The 18,201-nt window shown below is 34.0% G+C and carries 17 protein-coding genes; 2 read left to right on the plus strand and 15 right to left on the minus strand.

Features of this window, described 5'->3' with window-relative positions:
- Positions 1-97: 97 nt before the first annotated feature.
- From AC4PRO_RS07020 to AC4PRO_RS07065, 10 genes are all read right to left on the minus strand, one after another.
- On the minus strand, positions 98-328 hold the full coding sequence (locus tag AC4PRO_RS07020; RefSeq protein WP_074722883.1) for an HP1242/YdcH family protein: 231 nt from the start codon (positions 326-328) through the stop codon (positions 98-100).
- A 32-nt stretch (positions 329-360) separates the two neighbouring features.
- Positions 361-1,062: a sulfite exporter TauE/SafE family protein gene (locus AC4PRO_RS07025; RefSeq protein WP_492116838.1), complete on the minus strand. Its 702-nt coding sequence runs from the start codon at positions 1,060-1,062 to the stop codon at positions 361-363.
- A gap of 20 nt (positions 1,063-1,082) precedes the next feature.
- A complete protein-coding gene (locus AC4PRO_RS07030; RefSeq protein ID WP_492116839.1) occupies positions 1,083-1,658 on the minus strand; it encodes a cytochrome b/b6 domain-containing protein in 576 nt (191 codons plus the stop codon).
- Positions 1,659-1,807: 149 nt separating this feature from the next.
- The gene (locus AC4PRO_RS07035) at positions 1,808-2,257 is read right to left on the minus strand and encodes a FixH family protein (RefSeq protein ID WP_492116840.1); all 450 of its coding nucleotides are present in this window, start codon (positions 2,255-2,257) and stop codon (positions 1,808-1,810) included.
- Positions 2,258-2,299: 42 nt separating this feature from the next.
- Positions 2,300-3,718, minus strand: a complete 1,419-nt coding sequence (gene ccoG, locus AC4PRO_RS07040) for a cytochrome c oxidase accessory protein CcoG (protein ID WP_492116841.1) — start codon at positions 3,716-3,718, stop codon at positions 2,300-2,302.
- A 25-nt stretch (positions 3,719-3,743) separates the two neighbouring features.
- A complete protein-coding gene (locus tag AC4PRO_RS07045) occupies positions 3,744-4,640 on the minus strand; it encodes a cbb3-type cytochrome c oxidase N-terminal domain-containing protein (RefSeq protein ID WP_074722888.1) in 897 nt (298 codons plus the stop codon).
- A 108-nt stretch (positions 4,641-4,748) separates the two neighbouring features.
- A complete protein-coding gene (locus AC4PRO_RS07050) occupies positions 4,749-4,949 on the minus strand; it encodes a cbb3-type cytochrome c oxidase subunit 3 (RefSeq protein ID WP_074722889.1) in 201 nt (66 codons plus the stop codon).
- A gap of 5 nt (positions 4,950-4,954) precedes the next feature.
- Entirely contained in the window at positions 4,955-7,144 is a 2,190-nt protein-coding gene (ccoN, locus tag AC4PRO_RS07055) for a cytochrome-c oxidase, cbb3-type subunit I (RefSeq protein ID WP_492116842.1), read from the minus strand.
- Positions 7,145-7,146: 2 nt separating this feature from the next.
- Positions 7,147-7,338: a cbb3-type cytochrome oxidase assembly protein CcoS gene (ccoS, locus tag AC4PRO_RS07060; protein WP_074722891.1), complete on the minus strand. Its 192-nt coding sequence runs from the start codon at positions 7,336-7,338 to the stop codon at positions 7,147-7,149.
- Positions 7,339-7,433: 95 nt separating this feature from the next.
- On the minus strand, positions 7,434-9,812 hold the full coding sequence (locus AC4PRO_RS07065; RefSeq protein WP_492116843.1) for a heavy metal translocating P-type ATPase metal-binding domain-containing protein: 2,379 nt from the start codon (positions 9,810-9,812) through the stop codon (positions 7,434-7,436).
- A 106-nt stretch (positions 9,813-9,918) separates the two neighbouring features.
- On the opposite strand from AC4PRO_RS07065, the gene AC4PRO_RS07070 reads away from it, so the two are divergent.
- Complete coding sequence (locus AC4PRO_RS07070; RefSeq protein WP_074722893.1) at positions 9,919-10,599, plus strand: Crp/Fnr family transcriptional regulator; 681 nt, start codon at positions 9,919-9,921, stop codon at positions 10,597-10,599.
- Positions 10,600-10,610: 11 nt separating this feature from the next.
- Here AC4PRO_RS07070 and AC4PRO_RS07075 read toward each other — a convergent pair whose 3' ends face one another.
- The 4 genes from AC4PRO_RS07075 to def all read right to left on the minus strand — a co-directional run bounded on the left by AC4PRO_RS07075 (position 10,611) and on the right by def (position 14,136).
- Complete coding sequence (locus AC4PRO_RS07075; protein ID WP_492116844.1) at positions 10,611-12,056, minus strand: APC family permease; 1,446 nt, start codon at positions 12,054-12,056, stop codon at positions 10,611-10,613.
- A 37-nt stretch (positions 12,057-12,093) separates the two neighbouring features.
- Positions 12,094-12,867 carry a nucleoside triphosphate pyrophosphohydrolase gene (gene mazG / locus AC4PRO_RS07080; RefSeq protein ID WP_492116845.1) on the minus strand — a complete coding sequence of 258 codons (774 nt, stop codon included), beginning with the start codon at positions 12,865-12,867 and terminating at the stop codon, positions 12,094-12,096.
- 112 nt (positions 12,868-12,979) lie between these two features.
- Positions 12,980-13,459: a DUF5606 family protein gene (locus tag AC4PRO_RS07085; RefSeq protein ID WP_492116846.1), complete on the minus strand. Its 480-nt coding sequence runs from the start codon at positions 13,457-13,459 to the stop codon at positions 12,980-12,982.
- Positions 13,460-13,548: 89 nt separating this feature from the next.
- Positions 13,549-14,136 carry a peptide deformylase gene (gene def / locus AC4PRO_RS07090; protein ID WP_074723029.1) on the minus strand — a complete coding sequence of 196 codons (588 nt, stop codon included), beginning with the start codon at positions 14,134-14,136 and terminating at the stop codon, positions 13,549-13,551.
- A 200-nt stretch (positions 14,137-14,336) separates the two neighbouring features.
- On the opposite strand from def, the gene AC4PRO_RS07095 reads away from it, so the two are divergent.
- On the plus strand, positions 14,337-16,565 hold the full coding sequence (locus AC4PRO_RS07095) for an FUSC family protein (RefSeq protein WP_492116847.1): 2,229 nt from the start codon (positions 14,337-14,339) through the stop codon (positions 16,563-16,565).
- Between the two features lie 26 nt (positions 16,566-16,591).
- Here the strand turns inward: AC4PRO_RS07095 and AC4PRO_RS07100 are convergent, their stop codons facing one another.
- Positions 16,592-18,088 carry a malate:quinone oxidoreductase gene (locus AC4PRO_RS07100; protein WP_074722897.1) on the minus strand — a complete coding sequence of 499 codons (1,497 nt, stop codon included), beginning with the start codon at positions 18,086-18,088 and terminating at the stop codon, positions 16,592-16,594.
- Positions 18,089-18,201 lie beyond the last annotated feature (113 nt).

Here is an 18,201-nt window from a genome sequence, read left to right on the forward strand (position 1 = left end):
TAACACACAAAAACCATTTAAGGCTATAAGTTAAAATTACTGCAACTTATAGCCTTATATGGTTTTCTTTTTATTAGCTCAGTAAAATCAATTATTCTTAGTTAGTCAGCATAGAATATAGCTCGTCTTTAATTAATAATAATTTAGCTTTTATTTCATGAGCATGTTCATCAGTTACCACCTCAACGTCTGTATTAATTCGATGAACTTGATGTTCTAATTCATTGTATTCGTCAAATAGTTTTTTAAAATGATTGTCATCTGTTTTTAGTTGATGAATTTTATCATGATATTCCGGGAATTCGTGTAATAAATCGTGTCTTTCCATTTTATTTATTTTAAATTATTAATAATATTATTTTAGTGACATTGCGGATTTTCTTGTACAAAAAGGCTCATATTAGAAGGAGAAACATAAGGTATTCCTAAACCTAATCCTCTTAATATAAATAGCACCCCAATAATAACTGCAACATAAGGAATAACTTTTTGGATTCTATTTCGAATAGGAATAGTCAAATACGAATTAATGTAGATGACACTACTCATCATAGGTATAGTTCCCAATCCGAATAAAACCATGTATAACACCCCAAAACCGGCATTTTGCATGGCTATTGCACCAAACAAGGCCACATAAACCATACCACAAGGTAAGAATCCATTTAACAGACCTATCGTGAATAATGATTTATAACTTTTATTTCTAAATTGACTTCCTAATGTTGATTTTATTTTTGAAATCACAACGAAAACAGGCTTTGAGAAATTGTATTTTGCGAATGTCTTCTCCGGAATTAAAATTACGGCAATCATAGCAACACCAATGAATATCGATAATTTTTGTTGAAATCCTGCCATAAACAACCCTTTACCAACTAACCCGAAAACCAGTCCGATAGTACCATATGCAGTTAATCTACCAATATGATAGGTCAAAATTTGAGTAACTTTTTTAGTAGGATTATTTCTATCGACAGGTAACATCATAGCAATTGGCCCGCACATACCTATACAGTGAAAACTACTAATTAATCCAAAAAAGAAGGCTGAATATAACATATTAGATATTCTTTTAAAATTTATCCTTTTTTTTTCCCACTTATAATTTTAGAAATAAGACCTCGGTTTGTAGTGAACTCTGCAACAAAAACACCACTTAAGTGAATAAAAATAAAAGCTAGTAAATAGTATATTGACAATACATGTATTTCTTCCATTTGTCCCTTTAAATTTTTCGGACCAAATTCAATAATTAAACCTGTCACTAATGAAATTGCAACGCAACCATAAAAAAATAAATAAATCCAATATTGAAATTTTTCTTTTATAGTTAGTCCTTTGCGAAGAGGATTTGAAAATTTCATTAGGTTTAAAAACGGAAGTAACATTCTAATACTAAAAAATCCAACTAAAACATAACCAATATAGATATGCCAATCCCACATGGGTTTTCTGATTTGTTTTGCCAAACTAATCATCTGGTCATCTGACAAAGATTGATCCGTAGTTGCTAAGTAATTTCTAATAATGTCAGCAACACTATTTTTATTCATCCACGTCGAACGCAGAAATATAGTAAACAAAATTAACATCATGCAAATTGCAATTGCCCAATGTATGATTCTGTACGCGACAGTATAGTTTCTATTTTCCATGATTTTTTAATCTAATTAAATAAAAATGATTCTTCCTTATGATAAAATAAATTCTGCATTTATTTCAGTAACCTTCCTTAGTTTGCAAGCAATGTAACACACTGTATTTCCATATCATTATAAAAACATTTTTCCAATCAAAACTGGTCTTAATTAATGTAAATTGTTTCCTTTGACAGATATTGTTTACCATCATATTGCCATTCCATATTAATGTCCCATCGACCGCCTACCAATTTTGATTTAGGTATGAGCAAAGTTGGATTAGATAAGGAAATTGACGTTTCAAAATCTAATTTTTTGTTAGACGGTCTATATAGGGACACTGTTCCTTTAATCTTATTTGGAACAAAAACATCAGGGAAAACTATAGTTACTCCAGCTGTAGTTTGTGTAACGATAGGTTTCTCAGCTAAATCCTCAGCATTTTGAACCCGTTTCATTTCATTGCCAAAAACGGCATCATGCTTGTAATATTCTTCTACAACCAATTCATTGTCATATTTAGAATTTACTTGTACTTTAATTACAAAGTACAATATAAAGCTCATAAACAATGCAATTGCAATAACGATTCCTGTTCCCCAATTGATTTTCATATTCCTGAATTTTATAATTTTATAACTTCATTTAACATTTTATCAATCGAAACTTCGTGGACTTAAAAAACTAGTGGTACTGGTTTCTATTTTTTTATCGCCTTCATAAACTTCAATTTTTAATTTAGTTTTTTCATTCTCTAATAAAAACTGATTGATTTCTATAAACAAAGTTCCACTGCTCATACCTTGTTTCGGCACTGTAAGCGTTTGATTACCCACCACATTTAATGTCCCTTTTATCCCAATTAATTTGAAATGAATATCATTAAAATCACCATTTGTTTTATTAATAATTTTATAAGTAAAAATATTACTGATTTTATCCCCTTTATGCTGATAAAGCTGTCCTGGCAATCGTAAAATAGTTGCTTCAACATCAGTACGTAAGAATAACAACCCGATCAATATTCCCACCAAAATGGCTAAAATTGCAGTATACCCTTTCATTCTAGCGGTGAATTTAAAAGGGCTTTTTTTCTCTATCTCATCTTCAGATGCATATCGAATTAGTCCTTTGGGTAATCCCACACTATCCATAATAGTATCACACTCATCTATACAAGCAGTACAATTAACACATTCCAGTTGCGTTCCGTTTCTAATATCAATTCCTGTCGGACATACATTTACGCATTGTTTGCAATCAATACAATCTCCTTTTCCAGTAACTTCTCTATCTTCCTGTTTATTGAATTTTGCTCGGCCTACTTCTTTTTCACCACGCACAAAATCATACGCAACATTAATTGATTTATTGTCTAAAAGTACTCCTTGCAACCTACCATATGGACATGCGATAATACAAACCTGTTCTCTAAACCAAGCAAAGATGAAATAGAAAACTCCTGTAAAAATGGAAAGCGCTATTAATGTACTCAAATGATTGGAAGGACCATCTTCAATCATCCTAATCAATTCGTCGCTACTAATAAGATAGGCTAGAAAAACATTGGCAATACCAAAAGATATTACTAAAAAAACACTCCATTTTAACCCCTTCTTTCTAATCTTTTCGGCGTTCCATTCCTGTTTTGACAATCTAATTTGGGCTCCTCTGTCTCCTTCTATCCAGTACTCAATTCTTCTAAAAACCATTTCTAAAAATATAGTTTGGGGACAAATCCATCCACAAAAAATACGCCCAAAAATGACTGTAAACAAGATAACAAATACTACACCCACTATCATAAATAGCACAAAAATATAAAAATCTTGCGGCCAGAATGGAAATCCAAAAATATTAAATCGCCTTTCTAAGATGTTAAACATCATGAACTGATTACCATTCACCTTTATAAAAGGATTTGCAATCAGAATAATCAATAAAAAATAACTAACCCACTTTCTATATTCATAAAACCTACCCGAAGGTTTTTTAGGGAATATGAACTTTCTATTTCCTTCATCATCGATGGTACCAATGGTATCTCTAAAAGCTTCATCTGGCAACTTTGACATTTTGTGTATTTTATTTTACTATACTTTATTTAACTACTGGAGCACTATCATCAACCCATATTTCACCGTCTGGCGCTTTGGGATCTTTAGGATTACTTCCCCTTAAAGATAAAACATAACTAGCAACCTTTTGCATTTCTTTTGGTTTCAGTGTTCCTTTCCAAGAGATCATCCCTTTTCCATCACGACCACCGTTGACTAACGTATGGAATACATTTTTTATTCCTCCACCCAAAATCCAATTTTCATCAGTTAAATTGGGCCCAATTTGACCTCCCGCATCCGCTCTATGACAAACAACACAATTTGCGGTAAAAATGGTTTTTCCTATAGCTAATTCAGCAGGATCTGTTAATAGAGTAACCGTTTTTTCATCCATTAAATCGGGTGCTGTTTTCATATATTCAGCTACATCAATTTTGGCTTGAGCCAATTCTTTTTTAAGCTCCATTTCCTGATTATCGCCATCCATAACTTCAAAACGAATCAAATAAACTGCAGCAAAAACAATACAACCATAGAACAAATACACCCACCATGGCGGTAAATTATTATCCAGTTCCTTAATACCATCATAGTCATGATCCAACAATAGTTGGCCTTCATTTTCAATTGGTTCTGTTTTTGTAAGCGCTTTCATCAGACTTTTAAACCACTTGCTTTCTTTAAAACTAATGCTGTTAACTTCCTCTAATTTGGCTTTTTGTTCATCTGTCAGCAATTGATACGTAATCACTTCAACTGCATTCATAGTAATTTCTATTGCTATTAAAAGAAATAGAAATACGAATAAAAATAGGGAAACCATAGGGAATTTTATAAAAGCTGCGCGATCACCGGAATCGATGAAATATTCCATTGCTCCAAAAACGGCAAAGAAAATTAGCGGTACTCTTACGTAGGCTGGGATTAATTTTTTCATTGTTTTTTATATTTAAGGCTCAACTCCCCTCCCCCATTTTAAAGGAGAGGAAGTTAAAACCTGCATGATTACTATTACTACTTTTCTGTCAAGAAAGGCTCATTCTTACTATAAACCATCATTATTTGATTCTCCTTTATAAGTATCGTTCAATGGCATTTGGCTCAGTTCAGTAATCTTATCTTTTTTATAAGACCAAACCCACAAACCCAATCCCACAAAGAAGGAAAAGAAAATTAACAGTGATAGTATTGGATAGATCGCGACTCCCGAAATCGTCTCCATGTTGTGTTTAATTTGTTCAAACATGACTTTTAGTTTTTAGTATTATCTTTTACTTTAATATCAGTTCCCAGTCTTTGTATGTATGCTATTAAAGCTACGATTTCTCTTTCATTCATTGGAACAAATTTTTCTCCTCTAGCTTCAGCTTTTTTCTTACTTTCATTATAACTTTTTACAAAGTCAGGATCGTTTTTCAAGCTTTCTTCAATCTTTAAGGCTTGCGTTCTTAAATCCTTAAGTCCGTTTGCAACTTCGGCATCAGAATAAGGAACACCTAATGTAACCATAGCTTCCATTTTCTTTTGTGTCAAAGAGATATCCATCGGTTTATTATCAAACAACCATTTATATCCTGGCATAATTGAACCTGCAGATATACTTTGTGGACTCCAGAAGTGGTTAAAATGCCAACTGTCATTGTATTTACCTCCTTCTCTTAATAAATCTGGACCAGTTCGTTTTGATCCCCAAAGAAATGGATGATCGTAAACAAACTCACCTGCTTTTGATTGTGGTCCATAACGCTCTACCTCACTACGGAAAGGACGAACAGATTGAGAGTGACAGCCCACACAACCTTCACGGATGTATAAATCACGTCCTTCTAATTCTAATGGCGAATATGGTTTTACACTTGCAATAGTTGGAATATTCGATTTAATCATAATTGTTGGTACGATTTGAATAACACCCCCAATTAATATAGCAATTGTTGCTAAAATGGTTAACTGAATAGGTTTTCTTTCTAGCCATGGGTGAAATTTTTCTCCTTTAATTCTTCCATTACTAATTTTAACTAAAGCAGGAGCTTCAGCTAATTCATCTTCAATAGTAGAACCATTTCTTAAGGTTTGAATAATATTATAAACTAATACTAACATTCCTATTAAATAAAGAGTTCCACCAATAGCACGCATCCAATACATTGGCATAATTTGCGTAACAGTTTCAAGGAAATTACCATACGTTAAAGTTCCGTCTGGGTTAAACTGTTTCCACATAGAAGCTTGTAAAAATCCAGCTACATACATTGGAAGGCAATATAATATAATTCCTAAAGTTCCAATCCAAAAATGGAAATTAGCTAGTTTAGTCGAAAACAATTTACTCTTAGTCATTCTTGGTATTAACCAATAAATCATACCGAAAGTCATAAATCCATTCCAAGCTAAAGTACCTACGTGAACGTGTGCAATAATCCAATCTGTGTAATGCGCAATTGCATTTACATTTTTAAGAGACAACATTGGCCCCTCAAAAGTTGCCATTCCATAACCTGTAATCGCTACAACAAAGAATTTTAATACTGGTTCTTCACGTACTTTATCCCATGCACCTCTTAAGGTTAGCAAACCATTAATCATACCTCCCCAAGAAGGAGCTAATAACATAATTGAAAATACTACTCCTAAATTTTGTGCCCAGTTAGGCAAAGCAGAATATAATAAATGATGAGGACCAGCCCAGATATAGATAAAAATCAATGACCAGAAGTGAACTATAGATAATCTATAAGAATATACGGGACGATTCGCTGCCTTTGGAACAAAATAATACATCAAACCTAAAAAAGGAGTAGTCAAGAAAAATGCAACCGCATTATGTCCGTACCACCACTGTACTAAAGCATCTTGAACACCTGCGTAAACAGAATAACTCTTCCAAGCCGAAACAGGTAATTCTAAATTATTAAAAATATGTAAAACAGCTATGGTAACAAAAGTGGCTAAATAAAACCAGATTGCAACATACAAATGGCGTTCTCTCCTTTTTATCATGGTACCAATCATATTAATCCCCATAACCACCCAAATTATGGTTATTGCAATATCAATAGGCCATTCTAATTCAGCATACTCTTTTGAAGAGCTATACCCTAAAGGCAAAGTAATTGCGGCAGCAACAATGATTAGTTGCCAACCCCAAAAATGAAGATTACTTAAAAAATCACTATACATTCTTGCCTTTAGCAGTCGTTGCAATGAATAATACATTCCCGCGAAAAAGGCATTCCCCACAAAGGCAAAAATAACCGCATTGGTATGTAAAGGTCTCAGCCTACCATAACTTAACCACGCAATTCCGTCTGTTAGGTTAGGGAAAAGATAAAAGAAGGCTACTAATAGCCCCACTGACATTCCCACTACACCAAAAAGGATGGTAGCGTAAATGAATTTCTTTACAATTTTGTTGTCGTAATAAAATTGTTGCATTTCCATAATTAATTTTGTTTTTCTTCTGTTATTTGTTCTGGTTTTGGATTCTCAACTTTGAGCTCATCGTCAAAAAGCATTCTGACAGATGGCGTATAATCATCATCATACTGGCCTGTCTTTACCGCTCGTATAAAAGCAATAAAGAAACCTATAGCAATTATTATACTGATGGAGATTAATAAATAAATGACACTCATACCTAAAATTTCTGTTTACAAAGTTAACCAGCTCCCTATTTATAAAATATGACAATTATCATGGTTACTTCTTTTTTGTTAATGTTTGTTTAAAATTATCTTAATTTCTTAGCGTAAAAATTACTCATTATAGTTACAAAACTGACAATGGTTATGGTGCTCAACGGCATAATTATCGCTGCAACTAAGGGTTGTAGATGTCCTGTAATTGCAAATGACAATCCTATTATATTGTAAAGCAATGACATCCCAAAACTCATCCTGATTGTTGTCATTGCCTTTTTAGATAACTTTAAAAAGTAATGCAATTTTTGGAATTCATTTGCTTCCAAAATCCCATCACAAGCAGGTGAAAAAACATTCACATTTTCTGAAATAGAAATTCCGACATTGCTTTGCGCCAATGCACCCGCATCATTCAAACCATCTCCTACCATCATCACGTTTCTACCCTGTTTTTGCAGTTGTTTGATGAATTCCAATTTTTGCTCCGGTTTTTGGTTAAAAATCAATTCAGTCCCTACAGGTAATAACATTTCTAAAGAAAATTTCTCCCCCTCGTTATCTCCAGATAAAACTTTAATTTGATAATTCTGTTTCAAACTTTTGAAAAGACTTTCTAGTCCTACTCTATATTGATTATTAAAAATATATTTTCCATAATACTCATTATTAATGGTAATATGAACTGCCGTTTGCAGCACCGTATTCTCATCTGGGCTTCCCGCAAATGCAGCTGATCCAATTACTACCTCTATTCCCTGAATCTTTGCCCGAATCCCTTTACCGGTTATTTCCTCAAAATCAGTAATAGTTACACTTTTCATCTCCGGAAGAAAATCGTACAACATTCTACTTAATGGATGATTAGAAGCGCGAAGTACTGTTTTAATATTGGTTAAATTCTCACTAGACAAAGACTCGCCTTCATATGAAATTTTTGCTTTTTTATTAGTGGTAATGGTCCCTGTTTTATCAAAAACTATGGTATCAACTTTAGCTAATTGTTCAATAACCAGCGCATTCTTCAGGTAAAACTTCTGTTTTCCTAAAATTCGTAATACATTCCCCATCGTAAATGGAGCAGTCAATGCTAGAGCGCACGGACAGGCCACTATCAAGATTGCAGTAAAAACATTAAAGGCAGTATTTGTATCGATGACAATCCAATAGGCAAATGATGCAAAAGCAATAAGCAATAAGACAGGAGTAAAATACCTGCTTATTGTATCGGTTATACTTTTATGTCTTTGGGTAACAGCTTTCTGAAAAACATCATTACTCCACAATTGGGTAAGGTAACTTTGAGAAACAGAGTACAACACTTCCATTTCAACAACTTTTCCAATTTGTTTTCCCCCAGCAAATACTTTATCACCTGAATTCTTAGTGATAGGAACCGCTTCACCAGTTACAAAACTATAATCGATGGCGGCTTTCTCGCTAATCAATATCCCATCAACGGGAATTAATTCCTGATTTCTGATCAGTAGTCGATCCCCTTTTTGAATATCATAAACCGGGACACTTTCTTCAGAACCATCACTATTGATTCGGGTAATCGCTATTGGAAAATACGATTTAAAATCCCTTTCGAAACTTAAAAAACTATAGGTTTTTATTTGAAACATCTTTCCAAGTAGCATAAAGAAAATCAAGCCAGTCAGACTATCAAAAAAACCAGATCCATAATTAAAAACAATATCAGTAGTACTTCGCACAAACATCACAATGATTCCTAATGCAATAGGAATGTCAATATTTAGCATTTTAGAACGAATACTTTTATAGGCCGAAACATAATAATCTGAAGCGGAATACAAAAACGCGGGCAAGGATAAGATGAAAATTAACCAGCGAAAGAATGGCTTATACGTATCCAACCAAAATTCATTTACCTCAAAATATTCTGGAAAGGAAAGCAACATTATGTTACCGAAGCAAAAAAAAGCAACTCCTAACTTGTAGGTCAAGCTTCTGTCAATATTCTTTTTCCCAGTTTCGTAATTTTCCAGACTAATATAGGGCTCGTAGCCAATAGAACTAAGTAAATATACAATTTTACTTAGAGAAACGGTTTGGGGATTATACGTAATTCGAACCTTTTTTTCAGGAAAATTGACCTGTGAAGTACTGATTCCTTTTTGAAGTCGCTGTAAATTTTCTAAAATCCAAATGCAAGAACTACAATGGATATGAGGTATACTAAGTGAAACAATAGCCGTAGCCTCTTCTTCAAATTCTAATAATTTTGCAACGATACTTTCGTTTTCTAAGAAATCATATTTACCTTTAATATCAAGCGGGGTTGCTCCAGGGGATTTTTCAAAATCATAATAGCATGTCAAATCATTGACGCTAAAAATTTCGTACACCGTTTTACAGCCGTTGCAACAAAAACTTTTATCGTCAAAAATAATTTCTTCTGCTTTAATAATATCTAAACCACAATGGAAACAATTTTGTGTGTCCATAACTTTGCTCATTTTACCTGATGCAAATATCCTAAACGAATGTTACTATTAATATGATATATGTCATATTAATGCGTAAATTTACACAACTAACGCCCCCATCAAGATGTCAAAATGCGAAGAATGTATTGTTAGAGAATTTAGCTCGCTGAAAGCTCTAAATAAAGATGAACTGGTAAAACTTGCAGGTTGTAAAACGTCACGCATTATCAGAAAGGGCGACGTGATTTTTGAAGAAGGAGAAAATGTAAATGGAATATTCTGCATTAAGGATGGGGTTTGTAAACTTACCAAATTAAGTCCCAACGGAAAAGATCATATTGTCAAACTAGTTACAAAAGGAGAATTATTAGGACAACGTTCCATGATTAGTGATGAACCCGTTCACTTAAGTGCTGTCGCGCTTGAAGATATGGAAGTTTGTTTTATTCCAAAAACCGAAGTTATGGGGTTCTTTGATAAAAACAATCAGTTTTCAATGAATGTGATGAAAACGATATGTGGTGATTTAAAAGAAGCGGATAGTCATACCGTAAATATGGCTCAAAAAACCGTAAAGGAACGTCTAGCCGAAACACTACTTTACTTATACAATACCTTTGGAAAAAATGAAGATGATTCCTTAAAAATTCAACTTTCAAGAGATGAATTAGCTAGTATGATAGGGACAGCAACTGAAAGCTGTATTCGCTTGCTGTCTGATTTTAATAAATTAGGTTTAATAGAATTAGTCGGTAAAAAGATTACTATCAAAGACATCAGTAAATTAAAAAAGATCTCCGAATAACAACCTACTTATTATTTTTTGTGCATCAAAAAATAATAAACTGGTATTCCCAAGGCTACAATTCCTAACCCTAAACCGGTATTTAAAGTGTCATGTATCAATAAGGTGATACAAATCGCTGTAGTAACAATTATATACAATGCCGGTACAATTGGATAACCAAAAGCGCGGTACGGTCTTTCAGTATTGGGTTCTCTTTTTCTTAGAATAAACACTCCAACGATCGTTAATATATAAAACAGTAACGAAGCAAAAGTTGCATACGTCAATAAATCTCCAAACTTACCGGATACACAAAGCACACAAGCCCAAGCACACTGTACCCATAACGCTTTTGCTGGAACTTGGTTTTTATTCAAAATCTTAGCTCCTTTAAAGAAAAGTCCATCTTTGGCCATCGCATAAAACAATCGTCCACCTGAAAGAATCAAGCCACTATTGCAGCCAAAAGTAGAAACCATAATTAAGGCAGCCATTATGAAAACACTGCTATTTCCCATAATCATACCCGCAGCAGCAGCGCCTACGCGATCATTACTTGCAAACATAATTCCGTTACCAGAGATATCAGCAGCCGCTGGAGTACCATGCATTGGCAACAAAGCCAAATAAGCCAAGTTTGCCAAAATGTAAATAACAGTAACAATCAAAGTACCCAGGAATAAACTTCGCGGAATATTCTTTTTTGGCTCCTTAATCTCTCCTGCAATAAAAGTAACATTGTTCCAGGCATCACTTGAAAACAAAGAGTTTATTATTGTAGCACCTGCAGCCCCCAGAAGTGCCATTCCAGTCAGCTTTGAGACAGTAATTGACCCATCAGTATTTAAAACAGTACGACTCGCTTCCCACATATTGGCAAAATTATTAGATAAGACGTCCGTGTGGAAACCAACATACAAACCAAAAACAATTAACGCAAAAAGCGCAATTAACTTAGTCGATGTTAAAATTAACTGAATCAATTTCCCGCTTTCTACTCCTTTAGTGTTGATAAACGTGAGGACAATAATACTAGCGATCGCCAACACTTTACTGTTAGGAAAAACAAAGCTATCCCCAAAGGTAAAAAGCGTATTGTCTAAAACCGGAAAAAATATAGCAGAATAGTTGGCAAACGTAACTGCAATTGCAGCTATAACTCCAGTCTGAATTACAGTAAAAACAGTCCAACCATAGAGAAAAGAAATTAATCTTCCGTAGGCACGCTGAATATAAACAAATTGCCCCCCTGCTTTAGGCATCATACCTGCTAATTCACCATAACTTAATGCGGCAGCAACGGTAATTAAACCAGTCACTAACCAAATTATTAAAAGCCAAGCGGCAGAACCAATATCACGAGCCATAGCGGCAGTAACGATAAAAATACCAGAACCAATCATCGAACCAGCTACTAAACTTGTAGCATCAATTAACCCCAAAGAACGTTTTAACTCCGTTTTATTTTCCGACATTATAATTTGAATTGACTTTTAAAAATAATAAATGATACTACAGTTTTTTTGCTTCATTCCAAAAAATATCCATCTCTGCAAGAGTCATGTCCATCAGTGGTTTCCCTAGTTCGCCTGCTTTGCTTTCCAGATATTGAAAGCGTTTGATGAATTTTTTATTGGTTCGTTCCAAAGCATCTTCGGGATTTACATTTAAAAAACGGGCATAATTAATCATTGAGAATAAAACATCACCGAACTCGGCTTCAATATTATCTTGATTTCCAGCTTCAACCTCAACTTGCAATTCCTCCAATTCTTCTTGAACTTTATCCCAAACTTGATGCGACTCTTCCCAGTCAAACCCTACACCTTTTACTTTATCTTGTATTCTACTGGCTTTGACCAATGCTGGTAAACTTTTAGGAACACCCTCTAGAACTGATTTTTTTCCTTCCTTAAGTTTTAGTTTTTCCCAATTTCGTTTGACTTCTTCTTCATCGGCAACTATAGTATCCGAGTAAATATGAGGATGACGGTGAATTAACTTATCGCAAATTTCATTGCAAACATCGGCTATATCAAAATCATTCGTTTCGCTTCCAATTTTAGCATAAAAAACAATATGCAACAACAAGTCTCCCAATTCCTTTTTAACTTCATTCAGGTTATTATCCAAAATAGCGTCCCCTAACTCATAGGTTTCCTCGATGGTAAGATGACGTAAAGTTTGAAGCGTTTGTTTTTTATCCCAAGGGCATTGCTCACGCAACTCGTCCATAATAGTTAATAATCTATCAAAAGCATTAAGTTGATTTTCTCTTGTATTCATAGCATTTGGTTTTTCTCTGTCAGTTCTGTCTTTGAACAAAGGCTGGTAAAAATAAGAAATCCTGTCTTCTAAAATTAGAGAAGACAGGATTTTTTATAAAATTTAGAATGTATTATTCTTTAACTTTTTTTGCTTTTTTTGTTTTTTCAGCAACAGCTTCCTCTTCGACTACAGCAGGAGTTTCCTCTGCAGCGCCTGCAGCTGGTTCTTCATCAACAACCAAACCTTTAGCTTCAAGCATATTATACCAATTTAATATTTTTTTAATATCTGATGGATATACCCTTTCCTCATCATAGTCAGGTAAAACTTCTTTAAAGTAAGCTGCTAATGTAGCATTGTCTTCTTTATGTGAAATCGCTGGACCATTACTTTCTTTGGCAGCGATTTTATCCATTATTTCAGCTAATGGTTTTTCACCTTCATAAGTGTAAACTGAAATCTCAGATAATAAACTTACATTACTTTTTAAATTTACCGTGATTTTCTTTCCATCTAATAATGATTCTGCAACAAAACCAGTACGCGTTTGCACTTTAAGTACATATAAACCCGGTTTCCCAGAAATGGCTAGTATTTTTTCTAAATTCATATTATTTTAATTAGTATTAAGAATTCGATTTGTATATATATTTTATTAAACTCCAAAATCCATGCCTAAATATAGCCTCTGAAATTTTATTACCTTCCTTTTTTGGCGATAAATCTCATTCTATAGTCTTGGAATGTCTTGCCTTCAGTAATATTCTTTAGTTTCTTTTGAATCAAACGCTTTTTAAGTGAGGAAATTTTATCGGTAAACAAGATTCCTTCTATATGATCGTATTCATGTTGAATTACTCTTGCTATTAAACCTTCAAAAACCTCTGTTTTCACAACAAAATCCTCTTCGCAGTACTCAATAGTTATTCTTTCGTTTCTGTAAACATCCTCACGAACATCAGGAATACTCAAGCATCCTTCATTAAAGCACCATTCTTCACCCTCTTCTTTCAACATTTTGGCATTGATAAAAGTTCTTTTAAAACCTTTCAATTCATCTTGTTCTGATGAATCTAAATCTTCATCCTCACTAAAAGGTGTGGTATCAATTATAAACAAACGAACTGCTTTCCCTACCTGCGGTGCGGCAAGACCTACTCCACATGCATTATACATCGTATCATACATATTAGCGATCGTTTCTTTCAAGTCAGGATGTTCCTGTGAAATATTCTCTCCTACTTTTCTTAAAACAGGATGGCCATATCCTACAATTGGTAAAATCATTATTGTTATTTTAAGTATTATCAGTCCTAAATTCAGGATTTTCATTCCTTAAATTATGGTTGGCAAAAATAGTAAAAATTTAGACAATGAATAATTCCTAAAGGATATTTAGCATTTATTTCTAATTTAAACTTAAATCAGTGCCTTTTCCGCTATGGATAAATCGTACAATTCATATATTTGTATGCAATACCACTTATATGATTCCAAAAGTCAAGAAATTTACAGACGGTACTTACTTTACAAATGCTTTAAAAATAACTATTGCAGCGGTTCTGCCTGTTTTACTATTTTCTTATTTAGGTCATTTCAAAATTGGATTTACGATAGCCTTGGGAGCCTTTTTTACTTATCCCAGCGACATCCCAAGTAACCTTAAGCATAAAATTAACGGAATTCTGGTTACGGTTCTTATCGTTTCCGGTGTCAATTTACTAATAAACCTTGTCTATCCCTACTCATGGCTATTTTATCCTTTTTTAGCTATCTTGTTATTTTTCCTATCAATGATTTCTGTATACGGACAAAGGGCAACAATGGTTTCGTTTTCAGCTTTACTGGCAATCTCTTTGGCTTTTGCTCATATACAGACGGGCTGGGACAGAATTCAATATTCGGGACTACTACTTTTGGGAGGCTTATTTTACCTCGTTGTTTCTTTGATTTTCTTTTACATCAGACCGCACCGATATGCTGAACTGCAAATTGCCGAATGCATCAAATTAACTTCTACCTATTTAAAATTAAGAGGTGATTTATGGGAAGTAAATTCAGACCGCAAGGCAATCACTGAAAAACAATTGAATTTACAGGTACAACTAAATACCATTCATGAAAACATAAGAGAGATTCTGATCAGGAATCGAACTAACTCTGGTTCTTCTAATCAAAATCGAAAGATGCTTCTTGTATTTATTTCGTTAGTGGAAATTATGGAGTTGGCGATCGCTACTTCATTTGATCACAACAAGCTACATCAAAAATTTGACAATCATCCAAGAGTTTTAGAAAAATACCAAAACCTTGCCTACAACCTTGCTAAAAGTCTAAAAACATTATCTGAAAGTATTGAAAATGACGAGAAATACCTCTCAAAACACAACCTTCTTAGTGATTTGAATGATTTAGAACTAGCAATTACAAATTATGAAAATGATTTAGGAAAAGCTAACGCTTCAGAAGGTGTTTTAATGCTAACGAATATGCTTCATTATGCGGAGAAACAAGTTGAGATAAACAAAACACTGGAACGTGCTTTTACGGCCGTTGTCAAATCACAAGACTTAAAAGGAAAAGATAAAGATTTAGAAAAATTTATAACTCCTCAATACTATCCGATTCGCACACTTATTGAAAATTTAAGTTTTTCCTCCACGGTTTTTAGACATTCTCTTCGGCTCACAATTACTATTTTGATTGGCTTCTCTATTGGCAAATTCCTTCCTTTTCAAAACGCATATTGGATCGTATTAACTATTGTCGTCATCATGAGACAAGGATATGGCTTGACAAAACAGCGCACCTTTCAAAGGATCTTTGGAACAATTTTAGGTGGGTTTATCGCTTTTGGAATCCTTTTTCTAGTTCATGACTCGACAATCATTGGTGCATTAGCAATCGTCGCGCTGCTTTTTGGATTTTCATTTACTCCCACTAATTATAAAGTTGGCGCCACATTCATAACCATTTATGTTATCTTTATTTATGGAATTCTAACCCCAAATATTGAAGATCTAATTCAATATCGCGTATTGGATACCTTAGTCGGAGCACTATTATCCTTTTTGGCCAATTACTTTCTATGGCCTTCTTGGGAATTTGTAAAAATTCCCGTGTATTTGGAAAAATCGATTGAAGCAAACAGAAATTATTTAAAGCAAATTTCTCTGTTTTATAATACAAAAGGAGAAGTTCCGACTTCGTATCGTTTAGCCCGAAAGCATGCTTTTATTGAAGTTGGTAATCTCATGGCTTCCTTTCAAAGAATGCTTCAAGAACCTAAATCAAAGCAAAGCAAATTACCGCAAGTTTATAAGCTAACCGTTCTGAATCATACCCTATTATCGTCTTCAGCTTCTTTGGGAACCTACATCCAATCACATAAGACATCTGAGGCTTCAGAAGCATTTAATGTTGTCGTTGACAAAGTTATTAAAAATCTGGAAGATGCCATAACTATCTTGAAAGAAGGCAGTATACAGCAACAAGAGAGTACAATAAACGAGGATTTGAGCAAACGATTTATTGAATTAAATAAAATTAGAACCAAAGAATTAAAAGAAGCAAATGCTATTGATGAAGAAGCATTTCAGTTAAAAATGCAGGAAGCACAATTGGTAATCGAGCAGTTAGTATGGTTAACCAATCTGTCAGAAAATATAGTTAAGACTACCAAAGTATTGATAAAAACAGAAAATGAACTCCAATAAGACATTGAAGTTCATTTTATAAAAATTTAATTATTCAGTTTTAAAACTGCAGCAGTACTTTTCCTGATTTCATCTGATAGCGCAGGATTATTATTTAATGCTTGACCATAAGATGGAATCATTTTTTTAAGTTTTTCTTGCCATTCCGCAGAAGCCAACTCTTCCTTAAAACATCTTCCCACTAAGTCAATCATAATAGAAACTGCGGTAGAAGCTCCTGGCGAAGCACCAAGTAAAACAGATAATGATCCATCAGCAGTAGTGATTACCTCTGTACCAAATTCGAGTATCCCGCCTTCTTTTTTATCTTTTTTAATGACTTGTACGCGTTGTCCCGCTCTTTCAATCACCCAGTCCTCTGACTTTGCGCTAGGAACATATTCGCGTAAAGCATTTATTCTATCTTCTGTTGATTGACGCACTTGCTGGATCAAATATTTTGTCAGTGGTATGTTCTTAATCCCTGCAGATATCATTGGAAAAATATTATCTGTGGTGATTGATAATGGTAAATCAGAGTAAGAGCCATTTTTCAAAAAACGAGTTGAGAAACCGGCAAAAGGGCCAAATAACAACTGTTTTTCTCCATTAATCATTCTTGAATCTATATGCGGAACAGACATAGGTGGTGCCCCTACGCTGGCCTTACCGTAAACTTTTGATTGGTGCTTTGCAATAACCTCAGGATTGATACATTTTAGCCATTGTCCGCTTACGGGGAAACCTCCAAAACCATCTCCTTCAGGAACGTCGGCTTTTTCTAATAACGGTAGCGATCCGCCACCGGCACCTATAAATACAAATTTTGTATATACTTTCCTTTTTTGGCCTGTAGCTAAATCAGTAATTTTTATTCTCCAAGACTTATCCTCACGCTGTTTCAATTTCTGAACTTCATGATGATAATGAATAGTTACGCCTTCAAGGGTATCCAAATAACCAAAAATACTTCTGGTTAATTCTCCAAAATTCACGTCAGTCCCTATAGCCATGCGGGTAGCAGCCACTTTTTCTGACTCATCTCTACCTTTCATCACTAGAGGCATCCATTCTTTCAATTGGGATAAATCAGTACTAAAAACCATATCTTTAAAAAGTTGGTTTTTTTGTAAAGCTTCAAATCTTTTCTTTAGGTATTCAACATTTTTATCACCCCAAACAAAACTTAGATGCGGAATACTTTTGATAAAATTTTCAGGAGAAGAGACTTTATTTTGTTCCACTAAATAAGCCCAGAATTGTCGAGACACCTCAAAAGATTCCGCAATACTGATTGCTTTTTTCGGGTCAATAGTTCCATCCTCATTTTCAGGAGTATAATTGAGTTCACAAAAAGCAGAATGACCTGTTCCTGCATTATTCCATGCATCAGAACTCTCAGCAGCTGCCCTATCTAATCTTTCGAAAATCTCTATTTTTATATCTGGTTGCAGTTCTTTCAGAATTAATCCAAGAGTGGCACTCATGATTCCAGCACCTATAAGAACTACTTCAGTTTTTGAACGAATTGTTTTGTCTGGCATAGCAACGAATTTTAAAGTGCAAAGATACTTTTAATAATTCCAAAAAAAAGCATAAAATAGTAGAGAAAAGTTATAAATCACGAAAACGTTTTAGCCTTTTATACTCCTTTAAG

The sequence above is a fragment of the Flavobacterium sp. DW-iso2 genome (assembly GCF_058725285.1).